The organism is Paenarthrobacter sp. NyZ202, from assembly GCF_049860755.1.
Lineage (GTDB): Bacteria > Actinomycetota > Actinomycetes > Actinomycetales > Micrococcaceae > Arthrobacter.
The window spans coordinates 3,497,304-3,514,244 of sequence record NZ_CP187556.1 but is presented as its reverse complement, the minus strand read 5'-3'; the positions used below and the strand labels follow the sequence as shown (position 1 = coordinate 3,514,244).

The following is a 16,941-nucleotide window of genomic DNA, read 5'->3' as shown; positions in this document are numbered from 1 at the left end:
GTCCGGACCTAGAACCCGGTGCTGAGCACCAGGCCCAGTGAGAACAGCAGGCTGTAGCCGAGGTTGATCAGGCCGGTCTGCTTGAGGACCGGGATGAGGCTCTTGCGCTTCTTTCCGTTGACCATGAGCCACGCCGGCATGAGGCAGGCCGGGATCAGCAACAGCACGATCAGCATCCACGGCTTGGTGGGCGCCAGGATGATGACCAGCAGAATGGCAACGCCCAGCATCAGCACGTAGCTTTCGCGGGCGTGCCGGTCGCCCAGCCGTACGGCCAGTGTCCGTTTGCCGGCCGCTGCGTCCGTGGGGATGTCGCGGACGTTGTTGGCCATCAGCAGGGCGCACGCGATCAGGCCCGTGCCGATCGCGCCCACCACGGCGGCCAGGCTCACTTGTCCGGCCTGGGTGTAGGTGGTGCCCAGGGTGGCAACCAGCCCGAAGAACACGAAGACGAAGACATCGCCCAGACCCAGGTAACCGTAGGGGTTCTTGCCGCCGGTGTAACCCCATGCCGCCAGGACACAGCCCACACCCACCAGGATCAGCCACCACGTCTGCGTGATGATCACCAGGATCAGACCACACAGCATCGCCAGCCCAAAGAGGCCGAAGGCCGCCCACTTGACCTGCTCCGGCTTGGCCGCTCCCGAGCCCACCAGTCGCAGGGGACCAACGCGGTCTTCGTCCGTGCCGCGGATTCCGTCCGAGTAGTCGTTGGCGTAGTTCACGCCCACCTGCAGCAGGAGGGCCACCAAGGCGGCGAGGATAGCGTTGGGCAGCCGGAATGCATGGAGTTCAAACGCCGCCGCCGAGCCGATCAGGACAGGGGCAATCGCCGCGGGCAGAGTGCGGAGCCGGGCTCCTTGGATCCATTGTGCAGCTGTCGCCACGTGCAGTACCTCGTGTGTTTCGCGTCGATCTTCAGTCAGGTTCGTTAGGGGAGAACCTGTCTATTGTCCCTGATGCAGCTGTTCCAGCTGTTCGATCATGGCCAGCCTGTCCGGTTTTCCGTTCGGGAGCATAATCAGTTCCTTCTCCACGAGCACCGTCTTGGGCGCCAAAATGCCCAATGCGGTTTCGCGTCGGGCAGTAAAACCCTTGATTCCACCGGGCGTGGGGTTCGCCATTGCCACGTAGGCCGCTACCGCCTGGCCCCACTCGCGTGAGGCGACGCCGGCCACGAAAGCCGCCGTGACGCCGTCGAGCTCCTCCAGCTTGCTTTGGATGTAAGCGGCGGAGGCCTTGACGCCGCCGGTGATGATGACGTCGTCAGCGCGGCCCAACACGGTGAGCCTGCCGTCGGCGCTGAGCTCGCCCAGGTCACCGGTGACGTACCAGCGGACGTCGTCCTCCTCGAAGAAGACGTCAGTGGAAGCGCGCGCGCTGTCCAGGTAACCAGCCGCAACGGTCTCGCCGCCCAGCAGGATCCGGCCTTCCAGGTCGCCCCCGCCGATGCGGACTTCGACGCCGTCCAGCGGCTCGCCGTCGTACACGCACCCGCCGCACGTCTCGGCTGAGCCGTACGTGGTGACCACGTTGAGTCCCGCTGCCTGCGCGGCCGCGAGCAGTTCGGAAGGTGCCGGTGCGCCGCCCAGCAGGATCGCGTTGAAACGGCGCAGCGCGGCCAGGGTTCCGGGGGCGGGGGAGTCCAGCAGCCGCTGGAGCTGCGTGGGGACCAGCGATGTGAAGCGGATCCGGTCCGTCAATTCTTCGGCAGCGGCCGTGAACGCCTCGGGAGTGAAGCCGTTGGACTGGTCCATGACCCAAGGCCGGGTTCCGGCGTAGAGGGAGCGGACCAGGACCTGCACGCCGGCCACGTACTGCAGCGGCAGTGCCAGGAGCCACTGGCCCTCGCCGCGGAGTGCGATGGCCGTGCCCACGGACGAAGCCGCCAGCGCATCGATGGTGAGGACCGTTGCCTTGGGCGTTCCCGTGGAACCGGAGGTCCGGACCACCACGGCAGCGTCCTCGACGCCGGTCTCCACTGGAACAGCAGTCGGCTGCCCGGTGGCGTCAGTGACGATTTCGACGGCGGGACCCTCGCCATGGAGGGCAGCGGACAGGGCCTTGAGGATGGGATCGATGTCCACGGTGGTCCTAGAAGTAGTAGGGGAACGGGGACCAGTCGGGGTCGCGTTTTTGCAGGAACGCTTCCTTGCCTTCCACCGCCTCATCCGTCATGTAGGCAAGGCGCGTTGCTTCACCGGCGAAGACCTGCTGGCCGGCAAGTCCGTCATCTGCGAGGTTGAACGCGAACTTGAGCATGCGGATCGCCTGCGGCGACTGCCGGGCGATGTCTGCGGCGTACTCCAGGGCGACCTCTTCCAGCCGCTCGTGGTCCACGGCCTCGTTGACGGCGCCCATGCGGACCATCTCGTCGGCCGTGTATTCACGGGCCAGGAAGAAGATTTCCCGCGCGGCTTTCTGCCCGATCTGGCGGGCCAGCAGCGCCGAGCCGTATCCGGCGTCGAAGCTTCCCACCGTGGCGTCAGTCTGCTTGAACTTGCCGTGCTGGCGGGAGGCGATGGTGAGGTCGCTGACCACGTGGAGCGAGTGCCCGCCGCCAGCCGCCCAGCCGTTGACGACGGCGATGACCACCTTGGGCATGGTCCGCATGAGGCGCTGGACTTCGAGGATGTGGAGGCGACCGGCGCGGGCGGGGTCGATGAACTCAGCAGTATCTCCCCCTGCGCCCTCTACCTGGTACCGGTAGCCGTCCCGCCCACGGATGCGCTGGTCGCCACCGGAGCAGAAGGAGTGCCCGCCATCCTTTGCGGAAGGGCCGTTGCCCGTGAGCAGGACTGTGGCGACATCCGGGGTCATGCGGGCGTGGTCCATGGCACGGTAGAGCTCGTCCACCGTGCCTGGACGGAATGCGTTGCGGACCTCGGGCCTGTTGAAGGCGATCCGGACGGTGGGGAGATCCCTGACTCCGGCTTCCGTGCGCTCAACCTGCCGGTGGTACGTCATGTCCTTGAAGTCGTCAAAGCCGGAGACTGTGCGCCAGCGCGAGGGGTCAAAGACGTCGGAAACCTTGGCGGGGAGATCGTTGTTCACAGTCCGAGTCTAGTAATGGCCTCAGCTGATGCAGAACTCGTTGCCCTCCGGGTCGGCCATGGTGTGCCATACGTGCGGCCCCTGGTTGGCGGTCCACAGGTGCCTGGCCCCGCGGGCTTCCAGTTCTTTGCGGACCACGTCCTTGTCCCGTCCGTCCAGCCTGACATCCCAGTGCACGCGGTTTTTCACGGTCTTCGGGTTGGGGTCTGTCTGGAAGAGGATGCGGCGGCCGGTCTTGGGATCGGTGTCCTCGGCGGGAACGATGGCGCAGCCCTCCGCCCAGACCAGTTTGCCGTTGTGGGTGATGGTCTGGTCCTCGGTGGCGTATCCCTGGTCGATCATGGACCGGATGAAGTCCTCGTCCTGTGGCTCCACCGCCCATTCGAGGGTCTCCGCCCACCAGTCCGCGAGCTCGTGGGGCTTTTTACAGTCGACGACTACCTGGATGTTGAGTGTCATGTGCTCCAAGCTAATCCGGCGGTGGGTGGCCGGGTAGGCCTATGCGGTCACTTCCCGTCCGCATCACCCAACTGGGTCGCATTTGTGCGCGTTTTGACGGCTCAAAACGCGCACAAATGCGACCTAGTTGGGGAGGAGGTCGGCGGGGACTGCGTAGATCAGGAGTACGGCCAGCAGGTTCTTCGCGGCGTGGACCAAGTAGGAGAACATGAGGTTCTTGCCCGTCCACACGTAGACCGCCACCAGCACTACCGCCATGCCCAGATACGGAGCCAGGGCCTGCAGGACGAGGCCCTCGCGCCCGACGACGTGGATCGAAGCAAAGACCACCACGGAAATCCCGCAGCAGATCCACAGGTTCACATACTGGGAGAGCTTGCCGATCAACAGGTGCCGGAAGAGGTATTCCTCAACGAACGGCCCAAGCACCACCAGCAGCGGGACCATCAGCCACGCAGGGACCTGCTGCAACATGCCCTGGATGCCCAGTTGGTTTTGGGAGCTTTGCGCACCGCCCAGCACTCCCAGCAGGATCGCGGTGACGATCAGCATGACCACCACCGCCAGCGGCACCATGCCCAGCGTGAACCACGGGCGGGTGCCCAGGATGCCCAGGTCCCGGCGCGCCACGCGCCAGGCGGAGGCAAGGGCGAAAATCCCGACGGCGGCATAAAAGATTGCGTTGATGGCATAGGACGCTGTGGCCGGGTCGCGGAAAACCTCAAGCATGAGCCTTTGGACGGATCCGCCTGCGAAGACAAAGAGGAGCGTGAGGCCGGTGTAGGCGGCAACAGCCACGGCATCCAGCGCGTTGTAGCGATAGAGCTTCGGCCGCAGTGACATGGTGCCCATGCAACCAGCCTAATCTTTGCCGCGTCCTGCATGCGGCGGCTACACTTTTCGGTATGCCTAACTTTTCGTTTCGGCGCGCCAAAGATGTCCGCCGTTTCGCTGCTGTCCTGGTCACCCTGGCCGTTGCCCTATGCCTCTCTGCCTGCGGGGGGAGTTCCCCTGCCGGAAACGGGGACAAGCCCATGGTCCTCACCACCTTCACTGTCCTGGCCGACATTGCCCGGAACGTGGCCGGTGACAAACTCCAGGTGGAATCGATCACCAAAGCCGGGGCGGAAATCCATGGCTACGAGCCCACCCCCGGGGATATCCGTAAAGCTGCCCAGGCGGACCTCATCCTGGACAACGGCCTGAACCTTGAAGCATGGTTCGACCAGTTCGTCGAGGATCTCGACGTGCCCCACGCCGTAGTGAGTGAAGGCGTCGATGTCATGGAGATCGGCGAAGACAGCTACCAGGGCAAGCCGAACCCGCATGCGTGGATGTCGCCGGACAACGTCCAGATCTATGCCAACAACATGGCCAAGGCGTTTGCCAGGCTGGCGCCGGAGCATGCCTCGGAATTCGAGGCCAACGCCAAGTCCTACAACACCCAACTGCAGACGGTTAAGGACGAGATGGTCAGCAAGCTCGCGGTCCTGCCCGAAGCGCACCGTGCGTTGGTCACCTGTGAGGGGGCTTTCTCCTACCTGGCGCGGGACGCCGGCCTCAAAGAGGTGTACATCTGGGCCGTCAACGCCGAGCAACAGGCCACGCCGCAGCAGATCGCCCGGGCTATCGGGTTCGTCAAGGACAACCAGGTGCCGGCCGTGTTCTGCGAGTCGACGGTGTCGGACGCGCCCATGCAACAGGTGGTGGGTGCCACCGGAGCCAAATTCGGCGGAGTCCTGTACGTGGATTCCCTGTCCGAAGCCGACGGCCCCGTTCCGACCTACCTGGACCTTATCCGGCACGATGCCAAGACCATCACGGAGGCACTCACAGGAGGTGCGCAGTGAGCAGCCCGGCGATCGCCGTCCAGGACGTCACCGTCCACTACGGCGAAGTGCTCGCCCTGGACTCGGCCTCTTTCACCCTGGACCACTCACGGATTTGTGGTTTGGTGGGGATGAACGGTTCGGGAAAATCCACGCTGTTCAAAACCATCATGGGCATGGTCAAGCCGGATTCCGGCCGGGTCCTCATCAACGGCCACACACCGGCCAGGATCCGCAGGGAAGCAGGGATCGGCTACGTTCCCCAGAGCGAAGATGTTGACTGGGCCTTCCCGCTGTCCGTCCGCGACGTGGTGATGATGGGCCGCTACGGGCACCTGGGTTTCACCCGCCGCCCCCGCAAGGCGGACCGGGACGCCGTCGAGCATGCTTTGGAACGCGTGGAACTGGCTGACTTTGCCGACCGCCAGATCGGCCAGCTGTCCGGCGGCCAGAAGAAGCGGGCCTTCGTGGCCCGCGGCATCGCCCAAGGAGCAACCATGATGCTCCTCGATGAACCCTTCGCAGGTGTCGACAAGAGGTCCGAGGCGACCATCACCAGGCTGCTCCGTGAACTCGCCACGGACGGCGCCACCATCCTGGTCTCCACCCACGATCTCCATGCCCTCCCGCAGTTGTGCGACGAGGCCGTGCTCCTTATGCGCAAAGTCCTCATGCACGGCAGTCCCGATGTGGTCCTCCAACCAGAAAACCTGGCCATGGCTTTCGGCCTCGACGTCATGAACAGGGGCTGAGATGGAATTCCTCCTCGAACCGCTCAGCTATGACTTCATGGTCCGGGCATTGGCCACCACAGCCATCGCAGCAGTCGTGTGCGCGGTCCTGAGCTGCTGGCTCGTCCTGATCGGTTGGTCCCTCATGGGTGACGCCGTCTCGCACGCGGTGCTGCCCGGCGTCGTCCTGGCCTACATCGTGGGGGCGCCGTTTGCCCTGGGCGCGCTGGTCTTTGCCCTGATCGCAGTGACGTTGATCGGGGTGGTGCGCAATACCAGCAGGGTCAAGGAAGACGCTGCGATCGGCATTGTGTTTACGTCCCTCTTTGCCTTCGGGTTGGTCCTGATCTCAGTGACACCCAGCCAAACCGACCTGAACCACATCATCTTCGGCAACCTTCTGGGCGTCAGTATGGCGGACCTCATCCAGGTGGTGGTCCTGGGGGCGGTGGCCTTCGCCATCCTGATCCTCAAACGCCGCGACCTCACCCTGTACGCCTTCGACCCCACACACGCCCACGCCATAGGACTGTCCCCGCGCATGCTCGGCGCACTGCTGCTGGGTCTGCTGGCGCTGACGTCGGTGGTGGCCCTGCAGACCGTGGGAGTGGTGCTGGTGGTGGCCATGCTCATCATCCCCGGATCCACCGCGTACCTGCTCACGGACCGCTTCAACCGGATGCTCGTCATCGCGCCCGTGATCTCCGTGCTGTGCTCCGTCACCGGCATCTATCTGAGCTACTACCTGGATACGGCATCGGGTGCCATGGTGGTGGTCACGCAAGGTGCGGTCTTCGCCGTCGTCTATCTGTTCAGCCCGCGGCAGGGCCTGATCGGGACCCGGCTGGCGAAGGCCCGGCGGAAGAGGACCCTGGCCGCCGCGGCTTGACGCGGCTGCCTCCGTCCGGGCAGTCTGGACCGATGAAGTCTTGAGCGCAGCCCCCACTTTCCGGCTGCATCCCCAGTGCCCGAGCGGCGTTCCGCTGCTTCCTGCGTACCTGCGAGGATCCTCTTGACGAACCATCTTCACCTTTCCGGCGTGTCCCACGGCTATGGGGACCGCACACTTCTTGACGCCGCCCACCTGGTGATCGGCCACGGTGAACATGTGGCGGTTGTCGGCGAAAACGGGGTCGGCAAATCCACCGTCCTGCGGCTGCTCGCCGGCGTTGAAACGCCCGACGCCGGTAGCGCGGGTGTGGCGGGCGGGCCCGGCTACCGGGTGGGGTACCTCGCCCAATCAAAAGGCCTCCCCGGGTCGTTGACCGTGGAGGATGCCATCGATGCTTCCCTGGCAGCCCTGCGAACGCTGGAAGCGCGCATCGCGGAGCTGGAACGCGGCCTCGAAGAGGCCGACGCTGAAACCCTCGACCACTATGGAAGCCTGCAGACCGAGTACCAACTCCGGGAAGGCTACGGCGCCGAATCGCGGGTTGAAGCAGCGCTCGACAAGCTGAGGCTGGGAGGCCTTGACCGGCGTCGTACGCTGTCAACCCTGTCCGGTGGCGAGCAGGAACGGGTAGCGCTCGCCTGCCTGCTGGCCGATCCGGCAGATGCCCTGCTGCTGGACGAACCCACCAACCATCTGGATGCTTCGGGCGTGGACTGGCTCGAGCGCCGCCTGGCAGCACACCGCGGGACCGTGGTGGTGGTGTCCCATGACCGGATGCTCCTGCGCAAGGTCGCGGGCACCGTCATTGAGGTGGATGGGGACCGCCGCCGCGTCAACCGCTACGGAATGGGCTACGACGGCTACCTGCGCGAAAAGGCTGCCCAACGCGCCCGCTGGGTCCAGGAATACGCGACGTGGATCGACGCCATGGCGGCCGAGCGCCTGCAGGCCGCGACGGTGGCGGACGGGATGGGCTATGGCCGGCGGCGCGACAACGACAAAATGGCTTTCGGCGTCAAGACGGGCACCTGGGAGCGGGCAGCGGCCAGCAAGGTCCGCAATGCACGGGAACGCCTCCAGCGCTTGGAGGCGAACCCCGTGGACCGGCCGCCCGTGCCGCTGAAACTGGATGCCTCCTTGGACGGCGCTGTGCAGGACAGCGCCGGACCCGCGATCGAAGCACGCGGCATTGCTGTTCCTGGTCGGCTGGTGCCCACGGACCTCCGGGTGGAGGCCGGCGAAAAAGTGCTCATCACAGGCCCGAATGGTGCCGGTAAGTCAACCCTGGTATCGGTTCTCGCTGGAATGCTGCAGCCGGCCGCCGGGACGGTGACGGTGTGCGGCGCCGTGGGATACCTCCGCCAGGAACTGGAGGTGCCGAAGCGGCCAGGACTCAGGCTCCTGCCGGCGTTTGCGGCCGGACTCACCGGCAGCATGGAAGAACACGCCGAGGCGCTCCTGCGCCTGGGGCTGTTCAGGCCCGCGGAGTTCCACGTCCCGGTAGGAAGCCTGTCCGCAGGGCAGCAGCGGCGCCTCGCCTTGGCACGGCTGCTGCTGGGCAACCATCAGACGATGATCCTGGACGAACCCACCAACCACTTGGCTCCCGTGCTCGTGGAACAGCTGGAAGAGGCGCTCGCGGAGTTCGCGGGGACGGTGGTTATCGTGAGCCACGACCGGGCGCTAGGGGAGTGGTTCGATGCTTGTGCCGGTCATGCGAAAGCGGGGAACTGGGTGCGCTACGGCATGCAGGATGGGGAGTTGCTGTAGGCCGCTTGTTGCCTGCGTCACGGGTCCTCCGTCACATGGCGTAAGATAGACGGGTTGCGCGAACCTTCGGCGTTCTGCGGTCTGCGTCACACAACGGGATCCTCAAAGGGAAATCCATCGAATTTTGTGTGGCAAAGCCGCCCGTGTTCCGGCACTGGCGCGACCCCCTACAGCAACACCCCGACCCACAAGGAACAGCTGTGCCGCAAAGTACCCCCACAGAAGTCCATAACCCCACGGCTCCATCCACCGCCGTCGGGAGCACCCTCAGCGCCGAGGGTTACCAGAAGACCCTGAGCCGTCGCCACGTCACCATGATCGCCATGGGCGGCGCAATCGGCGTCGGCCTCTTCATGGGCGCCGGTGGCCGCCTGGCCTCCACCGGCCCCGCCCTGATTTTCTCCTACGCCATTGCCGGCGTCATCGCGTACCTGCTCATGCGCGCCTTGGGCGAACTCATCATGTACCGCCAAACCTCGGGCTCGTTCGTGAGCTACGCCGGCGAAATGTTCGGCAAGAAGGGCGCCTACCTTTCCGGGTGGATGTACTTCATCAACTGGGCCATGACCGGAATCGCCGAGCTGATCGCGATCGGCCTGTACTTCCAGTTCTTCTTCCCCAATGTCCCGGTGGAGTTGTCCGCAATCGCAGCGCTGGTGCTGTTGGTGGCCGTGAACCTCTTCAGCGTGAAGGCGTTCGGCGAGTTCGAATTCTGGGCTTCCTGCCTGAAGGTTGCGGCAATCGTGATCTTCCTGGCCGTGGGCACCTTCATGGTGGTCACCAACGCCAAGGTCGGCGAAGGCAACGCTTCGGTGGCCAACCTCTTCCATGACGACGGCGGTATGTTCCCCAAGGGCGCACTGGTGATGATCCTTGTGCTGAATGCCGTGATCTTCGCGTACAACGCGATCGAACTGGTGGGCATCACCGCCGGTGAGATGGAGAACCCGGAACGTGAAGTACCCAAGGCGATCCGCGCCGTCGTCCTCCGCATCGTGGTGTTCTACGTAGGTTCCGTGACGCTGCTGGCCATGCTCCTGCCGTCGGACCAGTACAAGGCCGGCACCTCGCCGTTCGTCACCGTGTTCGGCCAGATGGGCCTCGGCTGGATGGGCGATGTCATGAACATGATCGTCATCACCGCCGCCCTGTCCTCCTGCAATTCGGGCCTGTACTCGATCGGCCGAATCTTCCGCACCATGGCCAACAACGGGCACGCTCCGCAGTGGTTGACCAGGATGTCCACCCGCCATGTCCCTTACGCTGCCATCCTTGCGATCGGCGCGGTGTACCTCGTGGGCATCCTCCTGAACATCTGGCTGGGCGGCTCCTACGCCTTCGACCTCGCCTTGAACACCGCGTCCATCGGCGTGATCTTCACTTGGGGTTCAATTTTCGCCAGCCAGATCGCCCTGCGGAAAAAGCGCGGCAAGGTGTCCAGCCTGCCGATGCCGGGTTCGCCGTGGACCAGCTGGCTGGGCTTGTTCGCCCTGCTGGCCATCACCGTGCTGATCGGTTTTGACACCATGACCAACAAGGAAACGGGCGAGGTCTTCCTGCTGGGCCTCTGGACCCTGGCGACCATCCCGTTCTTTGCCCTGGTCCTGTGGCTCGGCTGGCAGAAGGTCAAGCACCGCGAACCGAAGAGCGAGCTGTTCTCTTAAGCAACTGACTGGCATTAGGGGTTGTTCTGACGCCTCAGAGCAACCCCTAATGCCAGCTACTTGGGTGTCCAGCCTTGACCAATGAGCGCGTTCCTTACCTTGGACACGGCCCGGTGGGCATCGATTCCCATGTGGCGCTTTGAAATGCGGACAAGTCTCCAGCCCGCGCGGCTGTAGTCCTCCTCGCGTTCAATGTCCCGGACAATTTGGGCGGGCTCTGAGTGCCCCTCGCCTTCGTACTCCACGGCGACGCGCTGCTCACGGAAGCCAAGGTCGGGTTCACGCACGACGCCGGAACCCAGTTCCGTGGGCCGGTTGAGTTCCGGTTCGGGCAAGCCGGCCCGTTCGAGTGCCAGTCGAAGTCGCGTTTCCGGCGCGGAATCGGCACCGATCCGCGCCTGATCCAATGCCAGCCGCGCTTTCCGGATGCCGGGCGTCCCCTTGTGCCGATCCAACATCTGTTCCAGCTCTTCGCGGGTGCAAAACGGCTCGCTTCGCCCCTCAAAGACAGCCCGCGGCCTCCTCAGCAGGTGATCCGCGACGACTGTGATTTCATCGATCGTCATCCGGCGGGCGCAGTCGAGCCACGTGCGGGGCCTTGTGGTGATGAGCAAGCCGTTCAGATTGGTGATTTCGTCGTCGAAGAACTGGCCCACATGCCCTTTGACCCCTTTGCGGCGCGGTATGGCCATCGTGTCCGGACGCGAGAGGTGGATCGTGGACTCGTGACTGCCTGGCAGGAAGCCCGGAAACTCCCACAAGAGAAACGCCGTGGCGTGCGAAGCGGCTGAAAAGGCAGTCACCACCGTATAGGGGCGCACGATCTGCGGTAGCTCAAGTTTGCCGGTCGAGGGAGACCGAATTCCCCTGCTTGGTGCCCCCAACGCGCGGTGCCTCCAACGCTGACGCGAGACGCCGGCGTCGAGCGCTTCCTGCCAGGTGAACGGCGCTGACTTGAGGGGATCCGGCAACGGTTGTGGGAGTCGCATCTCCACATGCTGGCAAACCTGCCCGGCGCGCGGGACGTTATCCACAGCTCCCGTGGACTCCACCCCAACTGACTGGCATTAGGGGTTGCTCTGACGCCTCAGAACAACCCCTAATGCCAGGCAGTTGGGAGTGTCGGTGGCCGGGTCTAGGCTCGATGTATGGAGCACACCACCACCCTGACCCAGCACGTCAATGCCAGCCCGGAGAAAGTGTGGGCCGTCATCTCGGACATTCCAGGCTCGGCCGGCACCATCTCGGGCATCGATTCGATCCAGATGCTCAGCGAAGGCCCGTACGGCGAAGGGACCCGCTGGAAGGAAACGCGGACCATGATGGGCCGGCAGGAGACCGTGGAAATGTGGGTGTCGCAAACGGACCCGCCGCGCAGTACCACGGTCAAGGCCCTCCAGGGCGGCGCTGACTACACCAGCCGTTTCTCCCTCCACGAACGCGACGGCGGTACGGACCTCAGCCTGACGTTCGGCGCGGAGGTCCTCAAGCCCACGCTGATGAGAAAGATAACCATGGCTCTGTTCGGGAAGATCGGCATGAGTTTCACGCGAAAAGCGCTGGCGAAGGATCTCGCCGAGATCGCGGCCAAAGCGGAATCCCTCTGATGGTGGCAGCGAAAGTTGCTGCGCCCAGGATTTCTCCGGTGCGGCTGGATGTACTGCGCGACGACGACGCCCCGGACTTCCAGCGTGGCGAACGGTACGACGGTATGAGGTTCACCCGTGTATCCGCGGACGGTGAAGAACTGAGCGGCGCCGATTTCATCGAGTGCGAGTTCAATGCGGTCTCCTTCAATGAGGCCCAGTTAAGGGGCGCCACGTTCCGTGAATGCACGCTCGCGGAGCCTTTCGCTCCGGTGTTGATGGCAGCCCGGACATCGTGGCAGGACGTGGACATCAGCAAGCCCCGGTGGGGTTCGGCCGAACTTTATGAAGGAACCTGGCGCTCTGTCCGAATAGACGGCGGCAAGCTGGATTACGTTAATCTGCGCGGTTCAAAGCTGACGGATGTGCAGATTTCCGATTGCATCATCAACGAGTTGGACCTTGGCGGCGTTGCGGGAACCCGGGTCGCGCTGAAGAACTGCACCATCGGCACCTTGGACGTCACCGGCGCCAAGCTCAAGGATGTGGATTTGCGCAGTTCGGAGTTCCGTGGAATCAACGGGCTTGCGGGGCTGTCCGGCGTGGTGATCGACGACTACCAGTTGAGCCTGCTCGCGCCGCTTCTTGCCGGGCACTTGGGCATCCGCGTGGTGTGAGGCGTCTGCGCATGACGCGACTCGCCTGTTGACCGGCCCGCACCACCGTGTAATCTTTATAGAACGAACGGTCGGTATATTATTCCGGGCCGGCCCTTTCACTTCGCGAAGGATGTTCTCATGGTCGAGGCTTTTCTTGTTGGCGGCGCACGGACGCCGGTAGGTCGCTATGGCGGGGCATTGTCCTCGGTCCGCCCCGACGACCTCGCCGCCTTGGTGGTCCGGGAAGCTGTGGCGCGTGCCGGCGTCGACCCTGACGCAATAGACGAGGTCATCCTCGGCAACGCCAACGGCGCAGGCGAGGAAAACCGCAACGTGGCCCGCATGGCCACCATCCTTGCCGGACTTCCCCTCCACATCCCCGGGATCACGGTCAACCGGCTTTGCGCTTCAGGTCTGAGCGCCATTATCATGGCCAGCCAGATGATCAAGTCCGGAGCCGCGGACATCGTGGTGGCCGGTGGCGTGGAGTCCATGAGCCGCGCGCCGTGGGTGCAGGAGAAGCCCACCACCGCGTTCGCAAAGCCCGGAGAGATTTTCGATACCTCCATCGGCTGGCGCTTTGCCAATCCCCGCTTCACCAAGGGCGAGCTGTCCCGCGACGGCAAGATGACCTACTCCATGCCGGAAACGGCCGAGGAAGTAGGCCGGGTAGACAACATTTCGCGGGAGGATGCCGATGCTTTCGCGGTCCGATCCCACGAACGCGCGCTGGCGGCCATCGCAGGTGGGCGGTTCAAGGACGAGATCGTCCCCGTCACGGTCAAGACCCGCAAGTCCGAGACCGTGGTGGACACGGACGAAGGACCGCGCGAGGGAACCACCATGGACGTCCTGGCCGGCCTGCGGCCAGTGGTTCCCGGCGGTTCCGTGGTGACGGCAGGGAACTCCTCAAGCCTGAACGACGGCGCCTCCGCCATCATCGTCGCCTCCGAGACTGCCATCAACAAGTTCGGCCTGACGCCGCGCGCCCGCATCATTGACGGCGCGTCAGCCGGATGTGAACCGGAAATCATGGGCATCGGTCCCGTCCCTGCCACGCAGAAAGTCCTGGGCCGCACCGGCCTCAGCGTGGAGCAGCTCGGCGCCGTGGAACTTAACGAAGCCTTCGCCACCCAGTCACTGGCCACCATCCGCCGTTTGGGGCTGAACCCGGAGATTGTGAACAACGACGGCGGCGCCATCAGTCTGGGGCACCCGCTCGGTTCCAGCGGCTCGAGGATTGCGATTACGCTGCTGGGCCGCATGGAGCGCGAACTCGCCTCCCACACCGGCCCGAAGCTTGGGCTGGCTACCATGTGCATTGGTGTCGGCCAAGGTACGGCCATGCTTCTGGAAGGCGTCTAAATGGGACTGAAACCCGAAGACTTCACAACCCTCCTCCTCGAGGAACGCGATGACCGGCTGATCGTGCTGCTCAACCGGCCCGAAGTCCGGAACGCCATCGACCAGAAGATGGTGGATGAGCTCCACACGGTCTGTGCTGAGCTGGAGAAAAATCCCAAGGTCCTTATCATTGCGGGCACCGACGGTGTGTTCGCCTCAGGTGCGGACATCGGCCAGTTGCGTGAACGCCGCCGAGACGACGCACTGCAAGGCATCAACTCCACCATCTTCGCGAGGATCGCCAAGCTTCCCATGCCCGTCATCGCCGCCTTGGACGGTTACTGCCTGGGTGGCGGTGCGGAACTGGCCTATGCTGCCGACTTCCGTATCGGAACGCCCAGTGTTCGGATCGGCAACCCGGAAACCGGGCTGGGCATCATGGCGGCCGCGGGTGCCACCTGGCGGCTCAAGGAACTGGTGGGAGAGCCCAAGGCCAAGGAAATCCTCCTGGCAGGTGCCGTGCTCCGTGCCGAGGAAGCCCTGCGGATCAACCTGATGACCGAGATCCACGAGGCTCCCGAGCTCATGGAAGCGGCGAACAACCTTGCGGACCGCATCGGCCGCCAGGACCCCCTGGCTGTCCGGATTACCAAGTCGGTGTTCCACGCGCCGGCCGAGGCCCACCCGCTGATCGACACCCTGGCCCAAGGGATCCTCTTTGAGTCGCAGGCCAAGTTCGACCGCATGCAGGCGTTCCTGGACAAGAAGTCCGCCAAGGAAACCACAGGATCAGCCCAGGACAACACCACGGACAGGAAGCAGCCATGACAACCAGCCCTGAAATTCCGCATGTAGTTGGCGTCCTCGGTGGTGGCCGCATGGGCGCTGGAATTGCCCACGCTTTCCTCACCAAGGGAGCCACGGTCATCGTGGTGGAGCGCGATCACGAGGCCGCAGCCGGAGCCCAGTCCCGTGTTGCCGACGCAGTAGCCAAGTCCGCCGAGCGAGGCACGTTGACCGGCACGCCGGAGGAAACCATGGCCCGCTTCAGCACGTCCACGGATTACTCGTCGTTCATACACTGCGGACTGGTTGTCGAGGCAGTGCCCGAAGATTTCCAGCTCAAGGTCAACGCGCTGAAAGCCGTGGAGGACCACCTCTCCGCCGAGGCGTTCCTTGCCTCAAACACCTCGTCCCTGTCCGTCACGGAACTGGCCGGCGAGCTCCGCCGCCCGGCCAACTTCCTGGGCCTGCACTTCTTCAACCCGGTCCCGGCGTCCACCCTCATCGAGGTTGTCCTGGCCAAGGAGACCTCGCCCGGCCTTGCTGCCGCGGCCAAAAGCTGGACCGAGGCACTCGGCAAGACCGCCGTCGTCGTCAATGACGCTCCCGGCTTTGCCTCCTCGAGGCTGGGCGTCGCCATTGCCCTGGAGGCGATGCGCATGGTGGAGGAGGGCGTGGCGTCTGCGGAAGACATCGACGCTGCGATGGTCCTGGGCTACAAGCACCCCACCGGCCCGCTGAAAACCACGGACATCGTGGGCTTGGATGTGCGGCTGGGTATCGCCGAGTACCTGCACTCCACACTGGGTGACCGCTTCGCCCCGCCCCGGATCCTCCGCGAGAAAGTCGCCCGGGGGGAACTGGGCCGAAAGACGGGCAAGGGCTTCTTCGACTGGAAGGACTAACCCACCGTCCCCCAACTGGGTCGCATTTGTGCGCGTTTTGAGCGCTCAAAACGTGCACAAATGCGACCCTGTCGGGTCAGCTAGGCTTGCCGGGTGACTGCGATTGAACCCCTGACCCTGAACGGCGCCTTTGTAACGCTTGAACCCCTCAGCCGTGAGCATCACGACGGGCTGGTGGAAGCGGCCAGGGATGGAGAGCTGTGGAAGCTCTGGTACACCTCGGTTCCGTCTCCGGAAAGGATGTCCGCCGAAATAGACCGGCGGCTGGCTTTGCAGGAGTCGGGGTCCATGGTTCCCTTTGCCACGCGCCTGAACAGCAACGGCAAGCTCATCGGAATGACCACCTACATGAACATCGACACGGCTACACCCCGGGTCGAGATCGGCTCAACCTGGAATGCCGCATCTGTGCATGGCACGGGCACCAACCCCGACTCAAAGCTGTTGCTCCTCCGGCACGCCTTCGAGACCTTGGGGTGTCCCGCCGTCGAATTCCGCACCCACTGGCTGAACCATCAGTCCCGCGACGCGATTGCCCGCCTCGGCGCCAAGCAGGACGGCGTGCTGCGCAACCACAGCCGGACCTCCGACGGCGTTCTGCGCGACACCGTGGTGTTCTCCATCCTGGAGCACGAGTGGCCTGCCGTGCGCACCGGGCTGGAGTTCCGTCTGGCTAAATACACGCCCTGAGATGGTGGCACCGGAACAAGGCCCGCGCATCAGCGTTCGAGCGGCCATCATCATGGTCATTGTGGGCGGGTTGTGGCTGCTGATCTTCAACTTTGCGCCGCCGCCCCCGGGCATGGTCCATGGACAAGGGACCGTTGTCGACCAGGAAATCAGTTCCAAGGGACTGTGCGAACCGATCGCCGAGGTGGTCATAGACGGCACAACGTATCGGACGCCGCCGGGGACCAGCGATGAGCCCTGTGCCTATGAACTGGGAGAGTCCATAGCCGTCACGTATTACCCGGACGATATCCCGGAGACCCTGGAGATTCCGTTGGAAGGTTCGTCGAAAAAAGCTGTCGCCCTGCTTCCGTGGGTTGGCATTGCCTTGGTGGCGGGGGGCGTCTTCCCGTTGGTGGGTCATGTGGTTCGCCGGCGGGCTTCCCGGTCCTGAAAATCCGTCAAAAGGTCTTTGCGGCACGCCCCACCAGGCGTAATCTAGCCAACACATTGCCCCGGTAGCGGCCGGTTGGTGGGCGAGCCGCGGCTTCCGCGAGCAGCATTACCGCTGCGGGTGGAGGCGCCGGAGCCCC

Annotated in this window: 18 protein-coding genes; 12 read left to right on the top strand and 6 right to left on the bottom strand. The window is 64.3% G+C overall.

The window, feature by feature from the left end; genetic code table 11:
• Positions 1-8: 8 nt before the first annotated feature.
• The 5 genes from ACPFL9_RS16270 to ACPFL9_RS16250 form a co-directional block, all read right to left on the bottom strand.
• A complete protein-coding gene (locus ACPFL9_RS16270) occupies positions 9-890 on the bottom strand; it encodes a 1,4-dihydroxy-2-naphthoate polyprenyltransferase (RefSeq protein WP_426003889.1) in 882 nt (293 codons plus the stop codon).
• 60 nt (positions 891-950) lie between these two features.
• On the bottom strand, positions 951-2,090 hold the full coding sequence (locus tag ACPFL9_RS16265) for an AMP-binding protein (RefSeq protein ID WP_426003887.1): 1,140 nt from the start codon (positions 2,088-2,090) through the stop codon (positions 951-953).
• A 7-nt stretch (positions 2,091-2,097) separates the two neighbouring features.
• Positions 2,098-3,057, bottom strand: coding sequence for a 1,4-dihydroxy-2-naphthoyl-CoA synthase (locus tag ACPFL9_RS16260; protein ID WP_426003886.1), 960 nt, complete (start codon positions 3,055-3,057; stop codon positions 2,098-2,100).
• Positions 3,058-3,078: 21 nt separating this feature from the next.
• Entirely contained in the window at positions 3,079-3,516 is a 438-nt protein-coding gene (locus tag ACPFL9_RS16255; RefSeq protein ID WP_426003885.1) for a VOC family protein, read from the bottom strand.
• 123 nt (positions 3,517-3,639) lie between these two features.
• Positions 3,640-4,368, bottom strand: a complete 729-nt coding sequence (locus ACPFL9_RS16250) for a CPBP family intramembrane glutamic endopeptidase (RefSeq protein ID WP_426003884.1) — start codon at positions 4,366-4,368, stop codon at positions 3,640-3,642.
• A gap of 53 nt (positions 4,369-4,421) precedes the next feature.
• On the opposite strand from ACPFL9_RS16250, the gene ACPFL9_RS16245 reads away from it, so the two are divergent.
• The 5 genes from ACPFL9_RS16245 to ACPFL9_RS16225 all read left to right on the top strand — a co-directional run bounded on the left by ACPFL9_RS16245 (position 4,422) and on the right by ACPFL9_RS16225 (position 10,402).
• Positions 4,422-5,366: a metal ABC transporter substrate-binding protein gene (locus tag ACPFL9_RS16245; RefSeq protein WP_426003883.1), complete on the top strand. Its 945-nt coding sequence runs from the start codon at positions 4,422-4,424 to the stop codon at positions 5,364-5,366.
• Positions 5,363-6,097: a metal ABC transporter ATP-binding protein gene (locus ACPFL9_RS16240; RefSeq protein WP_426003882.1), complete on the top strand. Its 735-nt coding sequence runs from the start codon at positions 5,363-5,365 to the stop codon at positions 6,095-6,097. Before ACPFL9_RS16245 ends, ACPFL9_RS16240 begins: the two co-directional genes overlap by 4 nt.
• 1 nt (position 6,098) lies before the next feature.
• On the top strand, positions 6,099-6,965 hold the full coding sequence (locus tag ACPFL9_RS16235) for a metal ABC transporter permease (RefSeq protein ID WP_426003880.1): 867 nt from the start codon (positions 6,099-6,101) through the stop codon (positions 6,963-6,965).
• 123 nt (positions 6,966-7,088) lie between these two features.
• Positions 7,089-8,738, top strand: coding sequence for an ABC-F family ATP-binding cassette domain-containing protein (locus ACPFL9_RS16230; RefSeq protein ID WP_426003878.1), 1,650 nt, complete (start codon positions 7,089-7,091; stop codon positions 8,736-8,738).
• Between the two features lie 200 nt (positions 8,739-8,938).
• Entirely contained in the window at positions 8,939-10,402 is a 1,464-nt protein-coding gene (locus ACPFL9_RS16225; protein ID WP_426003877.1) for an amino acid permease, read from the top strand.
• A gap of 56 nt (positions 10,403-10,458) precedes the next feature.
• Here ACPFL9_RS16225 and ACPFL9_RS16220 read toward each other — a convergent pair whose 3' ends face one another.
• Positions 10,459-11,436 carry an endonuclease domain-containing protein gene (locus ACPFL9_RS16220; RefSeq protein ID WP_426003875.1) on the bottom strand — a complete coding sequence of 326 codons (978 nt, stop codon included), beginning with the start codon at positions 11,434-11,436 and terminating at the stop codon, positions 10,459-10,461.
• Positions 11,437-11,550: 114 nt separating this feature from the next.
• Between ACPFL9_RS16220 and ACPFL9_RS16215 the strand changes: the two genes are divergently transcribed.
• The 7 genes from ACPFL9_RS16215 (at position 11,551) to ACPFL9_RS16185 (ending at position 16,802) form a co-directional block, all read left to right on the top strand.
• Positions 11,551-12,009, top strand: a complete 459-nt coding sequence (locus ACPFL9_RS16215; protein ID WP_426003874.1) for an SRPBCC family protein — start codon at positions 11,551-11,553, stop codon at positions 12,007-12,009.
• Entirely contained in the window at positions 12,009-12,665 is a 657-nt protein-coding gene (locus ACPFL9_RS16210) for a pentapeptide repeat-containing protein (RefSeq protein WP_426003873.1), read from the top strand. The genes ACPFL9_RS16215 and ACPFL9_RS16210 overlap by 1 nt, the downstream gene beginning before the upstream one ends.
• Positions 12,666-12,785: 120 nt before the next feature.
• Positions 12,786-14,012: a thiolase family protein gene (locus tag ACPFL9_RS16205; RefSeq protein WP_426003872.1), complete on the top strand. Its 1,227-nt coding sequence runs from the start codon at positions 12,786-12,788 to the stop codon at positions 14,010-14,012.
• Positions 14,013-14,819 (top strand): enoyl-CoA hydratase/isomerase family protein, encoded by an 807-nt coding sequence (locus tag ACPFL9_RS16200; RefSeq protein ID WP_426003871.1) that lies wholly within the window; start codon positions 14,013-14,015, stop codon positions 14,817-14,819.
• Entirely contained in the window at positions 14,816-15,679 is an 864-nt protein-coding gene (locus ACPFL9_RS16195) for a 3-hydroxyacyl-CoA dehydrogenase family protein (protein WP_426003870.1), read from the top strand. The genes ACPFL9_RS16200 and ACPFL9_RS16195 overlap by 4 nt, the downstream gene beginning before the upstream one ends.
• 93 nt (positions 15,680-15,772) lie before the next feature.
• A complete protein-coding gene (locus ACPFL9_RS16190; protein ID WP_426003869.1) occupies positions 15,773-16,369 on the top strand; it encodes a GNAT family N-acetyltransferase in 597 nt (198 codons plus the stop codon).
• Position 16,370: 1 nt separating this feature from the next.
• Positions 16,371-16,802, top strand: coding sequence for a hypothetical protein (locus ACPFL9_RS16185; protein WP_426003868.1), 432 nt, complete (start codon positions 16,371-16,373; stop codon positions 16,800-16,802).
• The last annotated feature ends 139 nt before the right edge of the window (positions 16,803-16,941 follow it).